Genomic DNA, 18,840 nt, shown 5'->3' with positions numbered 1-18,840 from the left:
TCTCCCCTACGCACCGGAAAGTACGTGGTTGCCCGGCCGGGCCGCCGCTGGTTGCCTGGACCGGTGATCGTCGAATACCTCCGCTACACCGTGCCAGAAACCGCGCGGGCGGACTTCGAAAAAGCCGCCGCCGGGCACTGGTTCGAGCGCGGCGACGGCCGCTACCTGGTGCGCGCCGAAGCCCCCTTCGCCGGCATCGAGGGCTTCACGCCCGACGGCGAACCCGAGCGGTACGAGACCACCACCCCCACGCTCTACGAGTGGGCGGGCGGCCGCGAAGCCCTCGTCAAGCTGCTGACGATCTTCTACGGCCACGTCCTCGAAGACCCGCTGCTCGAACCGGTGTTCCGGCACATGGACGCCCACCACGCCGAGCACGTAGCCGTCTGGCTCGGCGAGGTCTTCGGCGGGCCGGCCGACTACTCCGCCGGTCACGGCGGGCACGCCCACATGATCGGCCGCCACCTCGGCCGCGGGATCACCGAACAGCAGCGCCGCCGGTGGGTGAGCCTGCTGCTCGACGCCGCCGACGAGGCCGGCCTGCCCGGCGACCCCGAGTTCCGGGCCGCGTTCGCCGGCTACGTCGAGTGGGGCAGCCGGCTCGCCGTCCTCTTCTCGGCGCCCGGTGCCGAGCCCGACCTGCACGAACCCGTGCCGCACTGGGACTGGACGATGCCACCCTGGCAGCCGCCGTCGCCCTAGCCGCATAGTGAGGGCAGTCGGAAGGAGGCTGCCCTTGATCCGGGTCGACGGCCGGACCCTGCGGTGCGCGGACGTGGTGACCGCGGCGCGCACCGGGGGTCCGCTGGGCATCGACGTCTCGATCGCCGCCCTGCGCGCGGCCGAGCACGCGTGGAAGCTCGCGGACGAACTGAGCACCCGGCGGGTGGTCTACGGCCGGACCACCGGCGTCGGGGCCAACAAGGACGACGCCGTCGCGCACTCGACCGAACACGGGCTGCGGCTCCTGCGCAGCCACGCTGGCGGCAGCGGGGACCCGATGCCGGACGGCCAGGTGCGGGCGATGATGCTGATCCGGCTCAACCAGCTGCTGGCCGGCCGGTCGGGGATCAGCCCCGAGCTGATCGGCGCGCTGGCCGAAGCCGTCCGGACCGGCGCGTTGCCGCTGGTGCACCGGCTCGGCGCGATCGGCACCGGCGACCTGGCACCGCTGGCCGAGACCGCGCTGGCGCTCACCGGCGAACGGCCGTGGGTGACCGGGCACGTGCCGCCGGTGCCGGTGCAGGCGGGGGACGCACTGGCGTTCATGAGCAGCAACGCCGCCACGCTCGCCGAAGCGACCCTTTCCGCGATGCGGCTGGACACGCTGACCCGGGCGAGCCACGCCGTCGCGGCACTCACGTACGTGGCCCTCGACGGCAACCCCGAGGCGTACGCGACGCCGGTGCACGAAGCCCGTCCGCACGCCGGGCAGGTCGCGTGCGCGGCGGAGATGCGGCGGCTGCTGGGCATGCACCAGACGCCGAAGCCGGGACGGCGGATCCAGGACCCGTTCGGCCTGCGGGCGTTCCCGCAGGTGCAGGGCCCGGCGCTGGACGCGATCCACTACCTGCGGGACGTCCTCGCCGTGGAGATCAACGCGAGCACCGAGAACCCGATGATCTCGACGGTCCACGGCGACGCCTACCACCACGCGCACTTCCACACGGCGTACGTCTCGACGGCGCTGGACCAGGCCTGGGCGACCGTGCACCAGGTGGCCGAGCTGTCGGTGGCGCGGCTGGGCGACCTCGTGGAACCGGAGTTCACCGGGCTGCGGCCGTTCCTCGCGGCCGGCCCGGCGGGCAGCTCGGGCGTGATGATCCTGGAGTACGTCGCCCACGACGCCCTGACGGAGCTGCGTCAGGCGGCCCTCCCGGCGACGCTCGGCACGGCGGTGGTGTCCCGCGGCATCGAGGACCACGCGAGCTTCTCGACGCAGGCGGCCCGCGCGGCGACGGCGGCGTGCGCGGCCTACCAGCAGGTGCTGGGCTGCGAGCTCGTGGCCGCGGTCCGGGCGCTGCGGATGCGGGAGGCCGACCTGGTGGACCTCCCGGTGCGCGACGCCTTCGAAGCGGCGTCGGAAGTGCTGGATCCCGGTCTCGACGACCGGCCGCTCACCGACGACATCGCCGCCGCCGTCGGCGTCTTGGACTCCCTCGCCCGCATCTAGCGTGAACTCGAATCGCCCGTTCCGCCAACAACGGGGCAGATGGCCTCACGACAGGCAGGCGGTTCATGACTTCAGCAGGTGAAGCCGGGGACGACGCGGACGTCATCGCCGCGTCGCTCCGGCACCCCGAGCGGTTCGCGGCGGTCTTCGACCGCCACGCCGCGCACATTCATCGCTACCTCGCCCGGCGGCTCGGCGGCCAGCTCGCCGAGGACCTGACGGGCGAGACGTTCCTGATCGCGTTCGGCGGCCGTGGCCGCTACGACCCGGCGTTCCCGAGCGCGCGGCCGTGGCTCTACGGGATCGCGACCAACCTCGTCGGCCAGCGCCGTCGCGAAGAAGCGCGCGAGTACCGGCTGCGAGCCAGTCTCGAGCCGCCCGCCGAGCAGGTCTCCCACGCGGACCGGGTCGCCGAGCGGGTGACGGCGCAGGCGATGCACGGACGGCTGGCCGGGGCCCTGGCCGGCCTCTCTTGCGGCGACCGTGACGTGCTGCTGCTGATCGCCTGGGAAGGGCTGGCCTACGAGGAGGTCGCGACGGCGCTGGGGATCCCGGTCGGCACCGTCCGGTCGCGCCTGAACCGGGCCCGCAGGAAGGTCCGCGCGGAACTGGGGCACACGCCCGCCGAGGAGGTCTCGAACCATGGATGACATGCAGCTGCTCCGCGACTTCGCCGGACCGGCCGGCCTGCCGGCGCCGGACGAGCTGGCCCGGAAGCGGGCCGAGCTGATCGCGGCGACGACCGCGCGACGGCCGGGGCGGCGTTGGGTGTGGGGCTCGGCCGCCGCCGGGCTCGCCGCGGCCGTCGCCGCCGTCGTCGTGCTCGCCCCGGCGGACACGCCCGGTTCGCCGGGCCCGGCGGCCGCGCCGGTGACCGACCCGGTGCGGATCCTGCTCGCCGCGGCGGCGAAGGCCCGTGCCCTGCCGGACGTCGAACCGCGGCCGGACCAGTTCGTCTACACCAGGACGCGGGTCGCGGACGGCCGGGAGAACGAGTGGTGGGCGTCGGCGGACGGCACCCACGACGGGCTGGCGTTCCTGTACGGCCACGAAACCGAACTGGCGGGCTGCCGGGACGGGAAGCGCGTGCAAAAGGACCACGGGCGCACGGTGACCAGCCGCTGCGAACCGCGTCCGGCCGCCCGGCCGGACCTGCCCACCGACGCCGACGCCATGCTCGCCTACCTGCACAAGAGCACGTACGGCGAAGGGGACACCCTGCACGACCTCGGCAACGAGGTCGTCGCGCTGGCCGGTGGCTACCTGCGCCCGGCGGCGCGCGCCGCGCTCTACGAGGCCGTGGCGAAGGTGCCCGGTCTCGTCGTCCGCACCGACGCGAAGGACGCCACCGGCCGTCCGGCCCTCGGGATCACCTGGAACAGCACGACCGAGCACGGGATCGGCAACCAGGACGAGTTCCTGTTCGACCCGGTCACCTTCACCTACCTCGGCTCCGGGATGACCGGCGCGGTGGTCAGCCAGGGCATCGTCGACGCGGTGCGGCAGCGGCCCTGAAAAGCCGTGAAGGCCTCCTTCCCGGCTCTTAAAGCCGGGAAGGAGGCCTTCACGGACTTTGGCTCAGCCGAAGAAGACTTCGGCTTCCTGGTAGCGCTCGACCGGGACCGTCTTCAGCTCGGCCGTCGCCTCGGACAGCTTCACGCGGACGATGTCCGTGCCCTTGAGGGCGACCATGACGCCGAAGTCGCCGTCCGCGACCGCGTCGACCGCGTGCAGGCCGAAGCGGGTGGCCAGGACGCGGTCGTAGGCCGTCGGGGTGCCGCCGCGTTGGACGTGGCCCAGCACGACCGCGCGGGACTCCTTGCCGGTGCGGTGGGCGATCTCGTCGGCCAGCCAGGTGCCGATGCCGCCGAGGCGGACGTGCCCGAAGGCGTCCTTCTCGCCGGTCAGCAGCTTCTCCTCGCCGCCCTCGGGCAGCGCGCCCTCGGCGACGACGATGATCGGCGCGAACTCCTTCTCGAAGCGGCGCTCGACCCAGGAGACGACCTGGTCGACGTTGAAGTGCTTCTCCGGCACCAGGATGACGCTCGCGCCGCCGGCCAGGCCGGAGTGCAGCGCGATCCAGCCGGCGTGGCGGCCCATGACCTCGACGACGAGCGCGCGGTGGTGCGACTCGGCCGTGGTGTGCAGCCGGTCGATCGCCTCGGTCGCGATGGAGACCGCGGTGTCGAAGCCGAAGGTGTAGTCGGTGGCGCCCAGGTCGTTGTCGATCGTCTTGGGGACACCGACGACGCCGACGCCGTCGTCGGTCAGCCGCTTCGCGACGCCGAGGGTGTCCTCGCCGCCGATCGCGATCAGCGCGTCGACGCCCTGGTCGGCGAGGACCTGCTTGATCTTGTCGACGCCGCCGTCGACCTTGTACGGGTTGGTGCGCGAGGACCGCAGGATGGTGCCGCCGCGGGTGAGGATGTCCTCGACGTCGTTCAGGCCCAGCGGGCGGCTGTCGCCGGTGAGCGGGCCGTTCCAGCCGTTGCGGAAGCCCACGAAGTCCCAGCCGTGCACCTCGATGCCCTTGCGCACCACCGCGCGGATCACCGCGTTGAGCCCCGGGCAGTCGCCGCCGCCGGTCAGCACACCGACACGCATGAGAAGCCTCCGTCTGTTCTCGGGAGATGACAGTCACATTTCGTCGTCCGCCAGCGTAGCGGCTCACGTCTTGATCGGTGCAGGCCGTACCACCTGCCGGATCGGTCTCTGTGACGCCTGTGCTACGTTGATGCGCATGCAGCGCTATTTCTGGTTTACGAAGCCGGCCCCGGGTGGGCACGGCGGCGTGAACCTGCGCTGATCTCCCACCCCGAGCCGGATCTCCGAACCGGCTCGGCGAGTCCCCGCGGGTCGGTGTCCACCAGGAAGGAACACCCCCGCCATGACGCTCTCCGTCGGCCCCGCCACCATCGGTGACCTCGACGCCGCGCGCACCACGTCGATCAGTCCGCTCATTTCGCCCGCGCTGCTGCGCGAAGACCATCCGGTCGACGCCGCCGTCGCCAAGGTCGTGCGGCAGGGCCGCGCCGATGCCGTTGACATCCTCGAAGGCCGCGACGACCGCCTGCTGGTCGTCGTCGGCCCGTGTTCGGTGCACGACCCCGAAGCCGCGCTCGACTACGCCCGCCGGCTGGCCGCCAAGGCCGAGGAACTGCGCGAAGACCTGCACATCGTGATGCGCGTGTACTTCGAAAAGCCGCGCACGACGCTGGGCTGGAAGGGCCTGATCAACGACCCGGACCTCGACGGCACGTTCGCCGTCAACAAGGGCCTGCGGATGGCGCGCAAGCTGCTGCTCGACGTGTCCGGGCTGGGCCTGCCGGTCGGGTGCGAGTTCCTCGACCCGATCACGCCGCAGTTCATCTCCGACATCGTGACGTGGGGCTCGATCGGCGCGCGGACGGCGGCGAGCCAGGTCCACCGGCAGCTGTGCAGCGCGCTGTCGATGCCGGTGGGCATCAAGAACTCGACGGAGGGCGACGTCCAGGTGGCGGTGGACGCGACCCGCGCGGCGGCGGCGAGCCACGTGTTCCCGGGCATCAACACCGATGGCCTGGCGGCGCTGCTGACGACGTCGGGCAACCCGGACTGCCACGTGATCCTGCGCGGCCACAACGGCGGCCCGAACTACGACGCCGCCACGGTGGCGGACACGCTGGCCCGGCTGGCGAAGGCCGGACTGCCGGAGCGGGTGATCATCGACGCGTCGCACGGCAACAGCGGCAAGGACCACGTGCGGCAGGCCTCGGTGGTGCGCGAGCTGGCCGCGCGGCTGGCGTCGGGCGAGCGCGGGATCACCGGGCTGATGATGGAGAGCTTCCTGGCCGGCGGGCGGCAGGAGCTTTCCCTGGGCCACGCCTCGGAGCTGACCTACGGGCAGTCGATCACGGACGCGTGCCTGGCCTGGGACGACACCGCACCGCTGCTGGACGAGCTGGCCTCGGCCGTGCGGGCGCGCCGCTGAGAGGTCCCCGGCCTGGGGGTCCCCCGGATTTCACGTTACCGGGGGACCCCGACAATTCCGGGCGTTCGTCCACAGGGCGTGATCGAGGGTTCGGAGTTTGCAGGTTCGCGTCAGCGGTCTTTCCGGTGGCTGCCCAGGAAAACGCCGGCGATGACGACTGCGCCGCCGAGCAGCTGGACCGGGGTCGGGGTCTCGCCCGCCAGGAGCACGGCCCAGCCGAGGCCGGCCACCGGGACGATGTTGAGCAGGTTGACCGCGACACCCGGTTCGAGGCGGCGGAGGCCGTGGTTGTACAGCAGGAAGGCCGCGACCGAGCAGAACGCCGCGAGGAAGCCGATCCGCAGCAGGCCCGCCGCGGTGGGGACGCTCCAGCGGTCCGCCTCCGTGAGCGACAACAGCACGAAGCCGCCCGCGCCCGCCAGCGTCTGGTAATAGGTGACCACGATCGGCGTGGCGCCGGATCCGTCTCGCCGGGCGAGGAGGTTGTAGACCGCCCAGACGACGCCGCCCGCGATGAGGATCAGGTCGCCCCACACCCGGTGCTCGCTCCCGCCGCCCGGCTGCCCGCCCACCACCAGCCACACCCCGGCGACGGCCACGACCGCGCCGGTCAGCGCGATCGGCGAGAACGCGGCGCGGCCGGCGAGCGCCAGGGTGATGACCGGGTACGCCGCGACGATCAGCGTCGCGTCGGACGCCGTGGCCCAGCCGACCCCGGCGTTCTCCAAGGCGAAGTACGCGGTGATCCCGAGCAGGCCGGCGAAGCCGATGAACAGCCGCTGCCTCGGCGACGGCAGCGGCCACCGGCCGGCGCGCACCACCACGCCGAGGACGACCGCGGCGAGGACGAACCGGAACGCGCCCAGGGTCATCGGCGGGACTTCCGCCAGCACCACCTTCGTGACCGCGAAGGAGCTGCTCCAGATCAGTGCGGCGGCCAGGACGGCGACTACGGCCGACCGTCGGCCGGTGTTCACGGACTCGGTGATCATGGTCGTACGCTAAGCACTACACAGGCGACGACGGGCTCCTGCCGCATCCGATTCGGTAGAGTCGGCGAAATCTCGAATCGCGCTCGATTTCACGGAGGCCGAGGACCCGGTGGACGAACTTGACACGGCGCTGCTGACGTTGCTGCAGGAGGACGCCAAGCAGACCAACAAGGAGCTCGCCCGCCGGCTGCACATCGCCCAGTCGACGTGCCTCGAGCGGGTGCGGGACCTGAGCAGGCGCGGGATCGTGCGCGGTCACCACGTCGACGTCGACCTGAAGAAGATCGGCCGGCCGGTGCAGGCGATGGTCGCCGTGCGGCTGCGGCCGCCGGACCGGGCGGTGATCGAGTCCTTCCGCGCGTTCGTGACGGGCCTGCCCGAGGTGCTGTCGGTGTTCGTGATGTCCGGCAGCGACGACTTCCTGCTGCACATCGCGGTCGCCGACAACGACGAGCTCAGCGGGTTCGTGCTCGACAAGCTGACCCAGCGCAAGGAGATCGTCGACGTCCGCACGTCGGTGATCTTCGACCACTTCCGCCGGACGGTGGTGACGCCGGGTTTCAGCGACGGTGGAAGTACTCCTCGATGACTTCCCAGCGGGCCAGGTTGTGCTTCGCGTCGGCCAGCGCGTCGTGCTGGTCGGTGGGAGCCGCCGGGAGCTTCGGCTTGCCCGCGTCCTCCCAGCGCTGCCGCAGGTCGCGCGTGAAGCGCGGCAGCTGCCGGGGCAGGGCCGGCATCGGGCCCCACAGCTGGGCGAGTGCGACGTGGTCGTACGCGGCGAACCAGGCCCACAGCTCGATGCCGCCGGGCGGCTTGCCGAAGAACTCCAGCAGGTCGGCGCGGATCTTCTCGCGACTGCGCCAGGCCCGGTCCGCCGGCGACGGCAGCTTGTCCAGGACGTGGTCGCGCACCCACGGTCCCGCCTTCGCAGGGTCGAACTCGGTCGAAACCGCGTAGAACTCGCGACCCCGCTCGTCCACCACCCCGATCGACACCAGATCGATCGTCACGCCGTCTTCGATGAACTCGGTGTCGTAGAAAAACCGCACCGGTGAACAGTAGTAGGTCAGCCGACCTTGGAGTCCGGCACCCGGGCGGCGTCACGCGCGGCGGGCTGTGCGGGCACCTCCGGCTTCACCCCCGCCGCTTCGGCCGCGAGGAGTTCCTTCGCCTTCGCCGCGTAGATGTCGACGTACTCCTGGCCGGACAGCTCCATCAGCGCGTACATGATCTCGTCGGTGATCGACCGCTCGATGAAGCGGTCGCCCGCGAGGCCCTCGTACCGCGAGAAGTCGAGGGGCTTGCCGAACCGGACCTCGAGGCGGCGCGGCCACCACATCTTGGAGCCGATCGGGTTGACCTTGTCCGTGCCGATCATCGCCACCGGGATCACCACGCCGCCGGACTCCAGGGCGATCCGGGCGACGCCGGTCTTGCCCTTGTACAGCCGCCCGTCCGGGGACCGGGTGCCCTCCGGGTAGATGCCGAGCAGGTGGCCCGCCTTCACCAGCCGGATCGCCGTGTCGAGCGCGGCCTGCGCGGCGTTGCCGCCCGACCGGTCGATCGGGAACTGGCCGACGCCGGTGAAGAACCACTTCTTGAGCGTGCCCTTGAAGCCGGGCTCGGTGAAGTACTCGGACTTGGCCGGGAAGGTCACCTTGCGCTTGACCCGCAGCGGCATGAAGAACGAGTCCGCGACCGCCAGGTGGTTGCCGGCCAGGATCGCGCCGCCGGTCTCGGGGATGTTCTCCGCGCCGACGACCTTGGTCGGCCAGAGCGCCTTGAGCAGCGGTCCGAGGAACACCCACTTCATGAGCCAGTACAGCACCGGTGCCTCAGTCCTCCATCGCAGCCGCAGCCCCTGTTCACCCGCGTCGGACAGCCTACGAAGCCGGGTGGCCGCCGCACAACGCGGACCACCCGGTTACCACTTCGGCAGCGATCGATCTCACAGCGAATTCCGGGTCCGGGCGGACCCCCACAACGCTCGCCGGGCGTGAGAGCATGGAGGGACTGCACCGCTCACACGGAAGGCGATCGCATGGGCGTGCTCGCCGGCGCGGAACCGTTCGGCCACACCGGTTCGGCCGAAACGGGCTTCCTGCTGTGCCACGGGTTCACCGGTACCCCGGCGAGCATGCGGGCCTGGGGTGACCACCTGGCCGGGGCCGGGTTCACGGTGCGCTGCCCGCTGCTGCCCGGCCACGGCACCCGCTGGCAGGACCTCAACCGCACGACGTGGGAGGACTGGTACGGCGCGGTCCGGGAGGCGCTGCTCGCGCTGCTGGCGACGTGCAAGACCGTGTTCGTCGGCGGCATGTCGATGGGCGGCACCCTCACGCTGCGCCTCGCCGAGGAGTTCGGCGACCGGATCGCCGGGATCGTGCTGGTCAACCCGTCCGTGACGCGGCTGAAGTGGGACACGCGGCTGCTGCCGGTGCTGGGCCGGATCGTCCCGTCGGTGCCGGCGATCGCGAACGACATCAAGAAGCCGGGCGAGACCGAGCTGGCCTACCCGCGGACCCCGGTGCGCGCGGCGGCGAGCCTGGCGCGGCTGTGGGCGGTCGTGCGCGCCGACCTGGCCAAGGTGACCCAGCCGGTGCTGCTGCTGCACTCGTCGGTCGACCACGTCGTCGAGCCGGTGAACTCGCAGCTGGTGCTGAAAGGCGTGTCGAGCACCGACGTCACCGAGGTCGTGCTGGAGGACAGCTACCACGTGGCGACGCAGGACAACGACGCCGAGGTGATCTTCACGCGTAGCGTCGAGTTCGCGAAGGCGCACGCCGCACAGCCGGAGGAGACCGCATGAGCCGCGGGAAGGACGGGCCGGAGGACGTCGACGCGACGTTCGCCGAGATCGTCGCCGACCTGCGGGCCGGCGGGTTCGGGCTGCCCGAAGAGGACACCGCGGACACCGACGCCGGAGCCGCCACCGCGCCCGGGCTGGGCGCGGGAACCGAGTCGCGGAAGACGCCGGAGCGGCCCGCCGAGCCGCCGGCCGTGGACACCCCGCCGGAGCCCGGCTGGCGGTCCGGGGGCACGTCGTGGGACGCGACGATGTTCTCCGACGACCCCGCGGACGACGACGAGCACTACATCCCGCCGGAGCCGCCGCCGTTGCCGCGGCCGAAGATGGGCGCGTTCCTCATCCTGCTGCTGTTCCTGTCCGGGCTGTTCCTGCTGATCCTGCCCGGCGCGATCGGGGTCGGCCCGACGGTGGCGACACCGCTGGGCATCCTCGCGCTCGCGACGTCGATCGCGCTGCTGCTGCTCCGCGTCCGGCAGGGGCCGCCGCCCGGCGCGGACCCCAGCAACGGCGCCCAGGTCTGACTCCCGCGGCGATGCACATCGAGTTCAGCCCTTCGCGGCGATCGACCGTCGGCGCGGAGTGGGAGCTCGGCCTGGTGGACCGGCGCAGCGGCGAGCTGTCCTCGGTCGCCGAGCAGATCCTCGAGGCGGTCCGGCCGGACGGCGCGGCCGAGCACCCGAAGATCAAGCAGGAGCTGCTGCTCAACACGATCGAGATCATCACCGGCGTCTGCGACACCATCGCCGAGATCAAGGCCGACCTGAACGACTCGCTCGACGTCGTGCACGGCGTCGCCGACCCGCTCGGCGTCGAGATGTTCTCGGCGGGGACGCACCCCTTCTCGAACTGGTACCAGCAGAAGGTCACCGACAAGGAGCGCTACGCCAAGCTCATCGACCGGACCCAGTGGTGGGGACGGCAGATGCTGATCTACGGCGTGCACATCCACGTCGGGGTCGACCACCGCGAGAAGGTGCTGCCGGTCCTCGACGCGCTGCTCAACTACGCGCCGCACCTGCAGGCGCTGTCGGCGTCGTCGCCGTACTGGGGTGCCGAGGACACCGGGTACGCGTCGAACCGGGCGCTGATGTTCCAGCAGCTGCCGACGGCCGGGCTGCCGTTCCAGTTCCGGAAGTGGGCGGAGCTGGAGAGCTACGTCGAGGACATGTTCACCACCGGCGTGATCGACCACTTCTCCGAGATCCGCTGGGACATCCGGCCGTCGCCGAAGCTGGGCACGATCGAGATGCGCGTCTGCGACGGGCTGCCGACGCTGGAGGAGGTCGGCGCGATCGCGGCGCTGACGCAGTGCCTGGTGGACGACTTCGTCGAGCGCCTCGAGGACGGCGAAATCCTGCCGACGCTGCCGCCGTGGCACGTCCAGGAGAACAAGTGGCGCGCGGCCCGCTACGGCACGGACGCGATCGTCATCCTGGACGCGGCCGGGCGCGAGCGGCTGGTCACCGACGACGTGGTGGACCTGCTGGACCGGCTGGAGCCGGTGGCGCGGCGCCTGGACTGCGTGGCGGAGCTGCGCGACGTCGAGACGATCCTGCGGTACGGGCCGAGCTACCGGCGGCAGCGGGCGGTGCGCGAACGGCACAAGGGCAGCCTGAAAGCCGTCATGGCGTCGCTGGTCGCCGAGATGCGGGACGGGATCGCGAAGGACTAAAGCGCGTCGAGCCGGGTGCGCAGCGTGCCGGGGCCGAGGATCGCCGCGCCGTGGGCTTCCACCCGTCTTTTCAGCTCACGATCAGCCGTCGCCACCAGGACTTTCGCCTGCTGCCGCGCGACGACCTCGACGATCTTGGAATCGCCGTCGGTGTCGGCCGCGACCACTTCGACGCCCGGGGTTCCGGTGACGTTCCTGGCCTTGCCTTCGACGACCAGGATGATCCGCGGCCACCAGGTCACGGCCGGGTCGTCCGGGTCGGGCACGCCGGCCTCGGCGAGTTTGGCGAGCTGGTCGCGGAGGCGCTCGGCGGCGCCGTGCCGGTCACGCCACCAGCCGTCCGGCCGCGAGCCGACGACGTTGGCCCCGTCCACGACGAGGACCAGCTCCTGCCCCACGCGGTCGCGCAGGTCCGGCCAGGCGGCGGCGAAGTCGCGGTGCAGCCGGTACCCGGGCACGTCGTCGGGGTCCACCCAGCGCACCTCCGCACTTTCGGTGTCGGCGGCCCGCGCCTCGGTGCCGTCGGCTCCGTCGGCGAGGGCGAGCACGGTCGTGTAGCTCCAGTCCCCATGGTCCACCACGGACGCGGCGACCGCGCGGAAGGCCCTGGCGGGGACGGCGGCCTCTTCGAGCGCTTCCCGGGCGGCGGCGGTTACGGCGGTCTCGCCGGCTTCGATGGCGCCGCCGGGCAGGGCCCAGGTACGGCCGTGGTGCACCCACCAGGCGCGCCGTTGGAGCAGGACCCCGCGGGCGGGATCGGCGAGCAGCAGGCCGGCGGCGCCGTAGCGGCCCCAGTGCAGCCGGCCGCAGGAGCAGCGGACGAACACGCTCGCGGACGGCTGGGGCACCCGCCCAGCGTGGCACAAGCTTGCGCACTCGACGACCGCCGGAGAGCCGCCCCAGGGCGTTCCGAGCAGCCCCCGTTTTCCACGCTACCGGGGGCCACTGACAATTCCGCTCGCGCCGGAATGCCTTGAACGACTCGTTCAGGACGTCGGACGTCCTGAACGAGTCGTTCAAGGCATCTTGCTGGGTCAGACCGGCGCTTTCGCCGCTTCCACGGCCAGGGCGGCCGCGCCGACGATGGCCGTGTCGTCGCCCAGGTGGGCTGTGCGGATGCGGGCGAGGGGGCGGTGGCGGGCTCCCGTGATCGCTCCCGCGTAGTGCTCGCGGGCCTCGTCCAGGAACAGGGGCGCCGACTCCGACACGCCTCCCCCGATGACGATGATCTCCGGGTCGAACACGTCCGCCACCAGGGCCAGACCCTCGCCGAGCCACTTCGCCAGCTCCGCCATCGCCAGCTGGGCGATCGGGTCGCCGTCGCGGGCCGCTCCGGCCACCCGGCGGCCCGTCACCGAGCCCGGGTCGCCCGCGACCTGCGGGGCCAGTACCGTCGACCGGCCCGGGTGCCGGGCCAGCAGCTCCACCGCCGTCGCCGCCAGGGCCGTTCCGCTGCAGTAGCGCTCCCAGCAGCCGTACTTGCCGCACGGGCAGGGGCGGCCACCACGGACCACCGTCAGGTGGCCCAGCTCCGGTGCCACGCCGTACGCGCCCCGGTAGAGCTTGCCGTCCAGCAGGAGGCCCGCGCCGATGCCCGTGCCCAGCGCCACCAGCGCCGCCACCTGGGCGCCGCGGGCCGCGCCGAAGCGGTGCTCGCCCACTATCGCCGAATTGACGTCGTGCTCCAGCAGCACCGGCAGGCCGACGCGCTTTTCGATCCGGTCGGCCACCGGGGCGCCGCGCCACGCCAGGTGCGGCGCGAACATCACCGACCGGCGGTCGCGCGCCACGAACCCGGCCACGGCCAGGCCGACGCCGGCCACGTCGTGCCGGTTGCGCAGGTCCTCGACCACGCCGGCGATGGCGTCCTCGAGGGCGCCTTCCTCGGTCGGCGTCGCGACGCGGGCCGTGTCGAGCAGGGAGCCGCGTTCGTCCACCACGCCGGCCCGGATGCTCGTCCCGCCGACGTCCACCCCTATCGTCCGCACTCAGCTCTCCCACTCGTCGCGCTTGCGGACGGTGATGTGCTGGACCCTGGTCGACACCGTGGCGTCCGCGGCGGGCCGTGCCGCCGGCCTGAACCCGGGCATGTGCACGCCCTCCTCCGGCTCCCACCGGTCCGCGAGCACCGCGCGCAGCAGGGCCACCAGCTGCGCGAGCTGCTCGGCCACCCTGGCCACCAGCTCGGGACGCTCGCCCCGCACCACCGCGACGATCGCACAGAGCGGACACCAGCCGCACGCCGAACCGTCCGGTTTCGCCTCCTCAGGTGTCCCGTGCCCGGCCGCGAGGACCCCTTCGAGCCACGGCGCCGCCTTCTCCACGACCATTTCGGCGAGCAGGCGGATCTCCTCCGCCAGGCGCGGCCCGTGTTCCTCTTCGCTCACCCGCGTCCCCGGTTCCCGGCCAGGCTCACGACCAGGCCGTCGGCGTCGGATTCCGCGCCGGTGATCCGGCACGGCCGCAGCGACTCCGGCAGGGCGATGAGCCTGCGGAAGCCGTCCACGGTGATCGCCAGGTCGTCGTCGACGCGGGCGAGATCGACCTCGGCGTCCCGCGCGAGCGGGATCGCGACGCGCAGGGTGTACCCGTCGGGGGCGCGCCGCACGCGCAGCAGCGGGGTGACGGGCGTCCCGTCGCCGTCCAGGGGGTCGCCGCCGCGGTACAGCTCGGCGGCGATCTCCAGCAGCGCGGGCAGCCCGACCGGTTCGGCGGCGCGGTGCTCGACCCGGGCGACCGGCGCGATCCCGGTGGCGGCGAGTTCGGCGAGCACGGCGTCCTGCTGCGCGCGGCGGGTGCGCAGCCACGCCGCGGCGCCGCCGCGCCAGAACCCGGGCGCGGGCATCAGCCGGTTCGCGATCAGGCCGTCGACGGCGATGCCGCGCAGGGCCAGCGAGCTGAGCGTGCGCCGCGCCTCGGCGACGACCACCCGTTCCGGCGTCAGCACCAGGCGGACCGTCGTCACCGACGGGTCGGTGAGCAGCGTGCGCAGGCCGTCGAGGTGGACGCCGAGCCGGCGCACCGGCTCGGTGACGCGGCGCCCGAACAGGCGCGGCAGGTAGCCGGACACGGCTTCGGGCAGGGCGAGCAGCCGCAGCGTCTCGGCCGTCGGCCCGCAGTCGACGACGATGGTGTCCCACCGGCCGTCCTCGGCCAGCCGGCGGACCTCGGTCAGGGCGAGCAGTTCGTCGACGCCGGGCAAGACGGTCAGTTCCTCGGCGTCGAGGGTGTCCAAGCCGGCGCCGGCCAGCGCGGCCTGCAGCTCCGCGCGCAGCCGGTGCCAGCTGGTGTCCACCAGCGTCCGCGCGTCGACCTGCACCCCGGCCAGCAGAGTGTCCACTTCGGACGGTTCGGCACCCAGGGGGTGCCCGTAGGCGTCGGCGAGCGAGTGCGCCGGGTCGGTGGACACGACGAGCGTCTTCCTGCCGCGGGCGGCGAGGGCGGCGCCGGTGGCCGCGGCCAGCGTGGTCTTCCCGACACCCCCCTTGCCGGTGAACAGCAGGATCCGCACGCGGCTACCCCTCGGCCCGCTTCTTCAGCTCCTTGAGCGCGGTGTCCATGACCATCTTCTCGGCCTTGCGGCGCAGCAGGCCGATCATCGGCAGCGCCAGCTCGACCGACAGCGTGTACGTCACGCGGGTGCGGCCGCCGCCGAGGTCCGCCAGCGCGTAGCGGCCGTTCTGCGCCTTCTGCATCTGGCCCTTGACCAGGTGCCAGCTGACGCCGAGGCCGTCGTCGTCCCAGTCGTATTCGAGGGTGTAGACGTCCTTGATCGGGCCCGCGTCGAGGGTCAGCTTGACCTGCTTGGCCCGCCCGCCGTCGTCGGTGTCGAGGACCTCGGTCTGCCGGACGGCCTTGGCCCATTCCGGATACGCGGGGAAGTCGGCGATCACGGCCATCACCCGGCTGGGCTCGGCGTCGACCTCGATGGACTGTGTGGACTGCTCGGCCATGGGTCGAAGCGTAGCCGCCGCGGTTGGTCACCAGCGCAGCACGTACGGCTGCCCGGTCTCCTTGAAGTGACCCACGTTACGGCACTCGGTCAGGCCGACCCGGGCGCGGGCCGCCAGGGGCTGGTGCACGTGCCCGAACACCGACCAGCGCGGCCGCTGGGCCCGGATCAGCTCCAGCAGCGCCGCCGAGCCGATCTCGCTGCGGCGCGCCACGACGTCGTAGGTCAGCTCCGGCAGGGCGGGCGGGCCGTGCGTGCAGAGGACGTCGACGTCGGTCAACGCGGCGACACTCGCGTCGTAGTCCTCGCGAACCCGCAGGTAGGGGCGCCACGCCGCGCCTTTGCGCGGCCGCGGGACGACCCCGTCGGGCAGCAGCGCGCCGCCGACGAACCCGAACCGCAGGCCGCCGATCTCGGCGACCTCGCCGTCCAGGACCGTGATGCCCGCACCGGCGAACTCCGGCCACAGCGCCGGGGTGTCGACGTTGCCGGGGGTGGCGTAGGTGGGCGCGGTCATCGCCGCGAACAGCGTCGCGTACTGGGCGCGGATGGCCTCGTCGACCGCGCCGCCCGGGTCGTCGAGGGTCGCCCAGAGCGTCCGCGAGTAGGCAACGGTTTCGTCACGGGTGCCCTCGCGGCGCAGGCGGGCGAACTCGCCGACCTTCTCCGCGCCGAACAGGGCGCCCATGATGCCCTTCTCGTAGTCGTGGTAGTCGACGAAGTCGATCAGGTCCCCGAGCACGACCAGGGCGTCGGCCCCCTCCCCCGCGCGCTTCAGCGCGTCGGCGTTGCCGTGCACGTCCGAAACGACGTGTACCCGCACCCCAGGTCCCCCTAGCCCTCGCCGCGTGGAGGAACGCCGGGCTCGCGCCCGTCCTCCAGGATCTCCTTGAGCCCGAGGGCGATCGCCTTCGCCGCGCGGGCCCGCCGGTCGAACTCCCGGCGCAGGTCGCGCGGCGCCAGCGCCCGGGGCGTCCCCGCCGCGTCCGCGGGCGTCGCCCGCAGGAAGTAGTGCAGCAGGGTGCCGTCGAGCACCGGCTCGAGCCAGACCTCCATCGTACCGACGAGGGCGCCCCGCACCGTCCAGCGCAGGCCCTTGTCGCCGCGGTCGGTGTAGACCTCGAGGACCAGGTCGGGCCAGTAGCGCGTCCACGATGCGGGATCGGCGAAGGCGGCGGCCACGGTCGACGGCGGAACCACGAGGAACGTCTCGTCGACGATGTCGAGTGAGGGTGGCGCGTTCACGTGCGAAGAATGTCACGGCCTCGCCATGCACGGGCGATCAGCATGGTCTTAAGGTGCTCACCACGCTAAGTTGACTGGCGGGTAACAGCGGTGTCACCTGCCGCACGCGTTGAACACGGAGGTCCACGTGCGCGAATACAGCGCTCCCGCCGGCAAGCCGGTGGCCGACGACGAAAACATGTCCGACGTCGTCTGGGCGAACGCCGAGCGGTTCTCCGACGTGGTGAGCTTCCGCCGCCAGGTCGAGGGCAGCTGGCTGGACGTGACCGCCAAGGAGTTCGCGGCCGAGGTGCTGGCCGTGGCCAAGGGGATGGCGAAGGCCGGGATCGGCCGCGGCGACCGCGTCGCGATCATGTCGAAGACCCGCTACGAGTGGACCCTGATCGACTTCGCGATCTGGGCGGCCGGCGCGGTGACCGTCCCGATCTACGACACCTCCTCCCCCGAGCAGGTGTACTGGATCCTCTCCGACTCGGCCGCCAAGGCCGTCTTCGTCGAGACGAGCGGGCACGCCGGCGCGGTGGAGCAGGTCCGGGACCGGCTCACCGACCTGCAGAACACCTGGCAGATCGAGGGTGACAACCCGGCGGTCGAGATGCTCGCCGCCCTCGGCGCTTCGCTGTCGGACGACGAGCTGCACGACCGGCGGCGCGAGGTCACCGCGAACGAGCTCGCCACGATCGTCTACACCTCGGGCACCACCGGCCGCCCCAAGGGCGTCGAGCTGACCCACCGCAACCTGCTGGCCGAGATCCGCGCCGACATCGAGGCGTTCCCGCAGCTCATGGAGCAGGGCAACTCGCTGCTGTGCTTCCTGCCGCTCGCGCACGTGCTGGCCCGCGCGATCGCCGTCACCGCGCTGACCGCGCGCGTCACCCTCGGGCACACCCCGGACGTGAAGAACCTGGTCGCCGACCTCGGCACGTTCCGGCCGACGTTCGTCGTCGCCGTGCCGCGCGTGTTCGAGAAGGTCTACAACTCGGCGAAGCAGAAGGCCCACAGCGAGGGCAAGGGCAAGATCTTCGACGCCGCCGAGGCCACCGCGGTCGCCTACAGCGAGGCGCAGGACAACGGCGGTGCCGGGCTGGGCTTGAAGCTCAAGCACCTGGCGTTCGACAAGCTGGTCTACGGCAAGCTGCGCGCGGCCCTCGGCGGCCGCTGCGTCGCGGCGGTCTCGGGCGGCGCGCCTTTGGGTGCGCGGCTGGCGCACTTCTTCCGCGGCATCGGCGTCCCGGTGTTCGAGGGCTACGGCCTGACCGAGACGTCCGCGGCGGCGAACGTCAACACGCAGACGGCGTTCCGGGTGGGCACGGTCGGCAAGCCGGTCAACGGCACGTCGGTCCGCATCGCCGACGACGGTGAAGTGCTGCTCAAGGGCGACGTCGTGTTCCGCGCGTACTACAACAACCCGCAGGCGACGGCGGAGGCGCTGACGGACGGCTGGTTCCACACCGGCGACCTCGGCGAGCTGGACGCGGACGGGTTCCTGAAGATCACCGGCCGCAAGAAGGAGATCATCGTGACGGCGGGCGGCAAGAACGTCGCCCCGTCCGGCCTCGAGGACACGATCAAGGCGTCGCCGCTGGTCAGCCAGGCGATGGTGGTCGGCGACCAGCGGCCGTTCATCGCGGCGCTGGTGACGGTGGACGAGGAGTACTTCCCGTCCTGGAAGTCCCAGCACGGCAAGCCTTCTTCGGCCACGGTCGCGGACCTGGCTTCGGACCCGGACCTGCTCGCGGAGATCCAGGCGGCGGTCGACGAGGCGAACAAGTCCGTGTCGAAGGCCGAGGCGATCAAGAAGTTCACCGTGCTGGCGAACGACTTCACCGAGGCCGGCGGGGAGATCACGCCGAGCCTGAAGCTGAAGCGGAACGTGGTGTCGAAGAACTACGCCAACGACATCGAAGGCCTGTACAAGAAGTAGCCGGATGGTCCGTGAAGGCCTCCTTCCCGGCTCTTAGAGCCGGGAAGGAGGCCTTCACGGACTTACGGGGTGCCGCTGGGCCGCGATGAAGTCGCGGTACCAC

General features: G+C 72.1%; 21 protein-coding genes. 10 read left to right on the top strand and 11 right to left on the bottom strand.

Annotation, left to right across the window (positions count from 1 at the left end; all coding sequences use genetic code 11):
• The first annotated feature begins 63 nt into the window (after positions 1-63).
• From AB0G28_RS30155 to AB0G28_RS30140, 4 genes are all read left to right on the top strand, one after another.
• Positions 64-702 carry a group II truncated hemoglobin gene (locus AB0G28_RS30155; RefSeq protein ID WP_361096412.1) on the top strand — a complete coding sequence of 213 codons (639 nt, stop codon included), beginning with the start codon at positions 64-66 and terminating at the stop codon, positions 700-702.
• Positions 703-736: 34 nt separating this feature from the next.
• Positions 737-2,173, top strand: coding sequence for an aromatic amino acid ammonia-lyase (locus AB0G28_RS30150; RefSeq protein ID WP_361096409.1), 1,437 nt, complete (start codon positions 737-739; stop codon positions 2,171-2,173).
• A 65-nt stretch (positions 2,174-2,238) separates the two neighbouring features.
• Entirely contained in the window at positions 2,239-2,823 is a 585-nt protein-coding gene (locus AB0G28_RS30145; protein ID WP_361096406.1) for an RNA polymerase sigma factor, read from the top strand.
• Positions 2,816-3,688: a CU044_5270 family protein gene (locus tag AB0G28_RS30140; RefSeq protein WP_361096403.1), complete on the top strand. Its 873-nt coding sequence runs from the start codon at positions 2,816-2,818 to the stop codon at positions 3,686-3,688. The genes AB0G28_RS30145 and AB0G28_RS30140 overlap by 8 nt, the downstream gene beginning before the upstream one ends.
• Positions 3,689-3,751: 63 nt before the next feature.
• On the opposite strand, the gene AB0G28_RS30135 is transcribed toward AB0G28_RS30140, so the two are convergent.
• Positions 3,752-4,777: a 6-phosphofructokinase gene (locus AB0G28_RS30135; protein ID WP_361096400.1), complete on the bottom strand. Its 1,026-nt coding sequence runs from the start codon at positions 4,775-4,777 to the stop codon at positions 3,752-3,754.
• A gap of 283 nt (positions 4,778-5,060) precedes the next feature.
• On the opposite strand from AB0G28_RS30135, the gene AB0G28_RS30130 reads away from it, so the two are divergent.
• A complete protein-coding gene (locus AB0G28_RS30130) occupies positions 5,061-6,143 on the top strand; it encodes a 3-deoxy-7-phosphoheptulonate synthase (protein WP_361096397.1) in 1,083 nt (360 codons plus the stop codon).
• A 110-nt stretch (positions 6,144-6,253) separates the two neighbouring features.
• Here AB0G28_RS30130 and AB0G28_RS30125 read toward each other — a convergent pair whose 3' ends face one another.
• Positions 6,254-7,135: a DMT family transporter gene (locus tag AB0G28_RS30125; RefSeq protein WP_361096394.1), complete on the bottom strand. Its 882-nt coding sequence runs from the start codon at positions 7,133-7,135 to the stop codon at positions 6,254-6,256.
• Positions 7,136-7,244: 109 nt separating this feature from the next.
• Here AB0G28_RS30125 and AB0G28_RS30120 point away from each other — a divergent pair, with 109 nt between their 5' ends.
• Positions 7,245-7,724: an Lrp/AsnC family transcriptional regulator gene (locus AB0G28_RS30120; protein ID WP_361096391.1), complete on the top strand. Its 480-nt coding sequence runs from the start codon at positions 7,245-7,247 to the stop codon at positions 7,722-7,724.
• Here the strand turns inward: AB0G28_RS30120 and AB0G28_RS30115 are convergent.
• Both AB0G28_RS30115 and AB0G28_RS30110 read right to left on the bottom strand, forming a co-directional pair.
• Positions 7,696-8,184, bottom strand: coding sequence for a polyadenylate-specific 3'-exoribonuclease AS (locus AB0G28_RS30115; protein WP_361096388.1), 489 nt, complete (start codon positions 8,182-8,184; stop codon positions 7,696-7,698). The two genes, AB0G28_RS30120 and AB0G28_RS30115, sit on opposite strands and share 29 nt — an antisense overlap.
• A 17-nt stretch (positions 8,185-8,201) precedes the next feature.
• Positions 8,202-8,963 carry a lysophospholipid acyltransferase family protein gene (locus AB0G28_RS30110; protein ID WP_361096385.1) on the bottom strand — a complete coding sequence of 254 codons (762 nt, stop codon included), beginning with the start codon at positions 8,961-8,963 and terminating at the stop codon, positions 8,202-8,204.
• Between the two features lie 213 nt (positions 8,964-9,176).
• Here AB0G28_RS30110 and AB0G28_RS30105 point away from each other — a divergent pair, with 213 nt between their 5' ends.
• The 3 genes from AB0G28_RS30105 to AB0G28_RS30095 are packed head-to-tail and all read left to right on the top strand — an operon-like array spanning position 9,177 to position 11,616.
• Entirely contained in the window at positions 9,177-9,944 is a 768-nt protein-coding gene (locus AB0G28_RS30105) for an alpha/beta fold hydrolase (RefSeq protein ID WP_361096382.1), read from the top strand.
• Complete coding sequence (locus AB0G28_RS30100; protein ID WP_361096379.1) at positions 9,941-10,465, top strand: hypothetical protein; 525 nt, start codon at positions 9,941-9,943, stop codon at positions 10,463-10,465. Before AB0G28_RS30105 ends, AB0G28_RS30100 begins: the two co-directional genes overlap by 4 nt.
• Positions 10,466-10,476: 11 nt before the next feature.
• Positions 10,477-11,616: a glutamate--cysteine ligase gene (locus tag AB0G28_RS30095; RefSeq protein ID WP_361096376.1), complete on the top strand. Its 1,140-nt coding sequence runs from the start codon at positions 10,477-10,479 to the stop codon at positions 11,614-11,616.
• On the opposite strand, the gene AB0G28_RS30090 is transcribed toward AB0G28_RS30095, so the two are convergent.
• The 7 genes from AB0G28_RS30090 to AB0G28_RS30060 form a co-directional block, all read right to left on the bottom strand.
• Positions 11,613-12,464: an NUDIX hydrolase gene (locus AB0G28_RS30090; RefSeq protein ID WP_361096373.1), complete on the bottom strand. Its 852-nt coding sequence runs from the start codon at positions 12,462-12,464 to the stop codon at positions 11,613-11,615. The genes AB0G28_RS30095 and AB0G28_RS30090 overlap by 4 nt on opposite strands.
• A 186-nt stretch (positions 12,465-12,650) precedes the next feature.
• Positions 12,651-13,589, bottom strand: a complete 939-nt coding sequence (locus AB0G28_RS30085) for an ROK family protein (protein ID WP_361096600.1) — start codon at positions 13,587-13,589, stop codon at positions 12,651-12,653.
• 15 nt (positions 13,590-13,604) lie between these two features.
• A complete protein-coding gene (locus tag AB0G28_RS30080; protein ID WP_361096370.1) occupies positions 13,605-14,003 on the bottom strand; it encodes a hypothetical protein in 399 nt (132 codons plus the stop codon).
• A complete protein-coding gene (locus AB0G28_RS30075) occupies positions 14,000-15,127 on the bottom strand; it encodes an ArsA family ATPase (RefSeq protein WP_361096367.1) in 1,128 nt (375 codons plus the stop codon). Before AB0G28_RS30075 ends, AB0G28_RS30080 begins: the two co-directional genes overlap by 4 nt.
• A gap of 4 nt (positions 15,128-15,131) precedes the next feature.
• Complete coding sequence (locus tag AB0G28_RS30070; protein WP_020644935.1) at positions 15,132-15,569, bottom strand: SRPBCC family protein; 438 nt, start codon at positions 15,567-15,569, stop codon at positions 15,132-15,134.
• Positions 15,570-15,596: 27 nt separating this feature from the next.
• The gene (locus AB0G28_RS30065; RefSeq protein ID WP_361096364.1) at positions 15,597-16,391 is read right to left on the bottom strand and encodes a metallophosphoesterase; all 795 of its coding nucleotides are present in this window, start codon (positions 16,389-16,391) and stop codon (positions 15,597-15,599) included.
• Positions 16,392-16,402: 11 nt separating this feature from the next.
• A complete protein-coding gene (locus AB0G28_RS30060; RefSeq protein WP_361096361.1) occupies positions 16,403-16,813 on the bottom strand; it encodes a polyketide cyclase / dehydrase and lipid transport in 411 nt (136 codons plus the stop codon).
• A gap of 127 nt (positions 16,814-16,940) precedes the next feature.
• On the opposite strand from AB0G28_RS30060, the gene AB0G28_RS30055 reads away from it, so the two are divergent.
• Positions 16,941-18,737, top strand: a complete 1,797-nt coding sequence (locus tag AB0G28_RS30055; RefSeq protein WP_361096358.1) for a long-chain fatty acid--CoA ligase — start codon at positions 16,941-16,943, stop codon at positions 18,735-18,737.
• Positions 18,738-18,840 lie beyond the last annotated feature (103 nt).

The organism is Amycolatopsis sp. NPDC021455, assembly GCF_040640995.1.
GTDB lineage: Bacteria > Actinomycetota > Actinomycetes > Mycobacteriales > Pseudonocardiaceae > Amycolatopsis.
The sequence above is the reverse complement of the archived record's forward strand: the minus strand, read 5'-3'. Positions and strand labels throughout refer to the sequence as shown.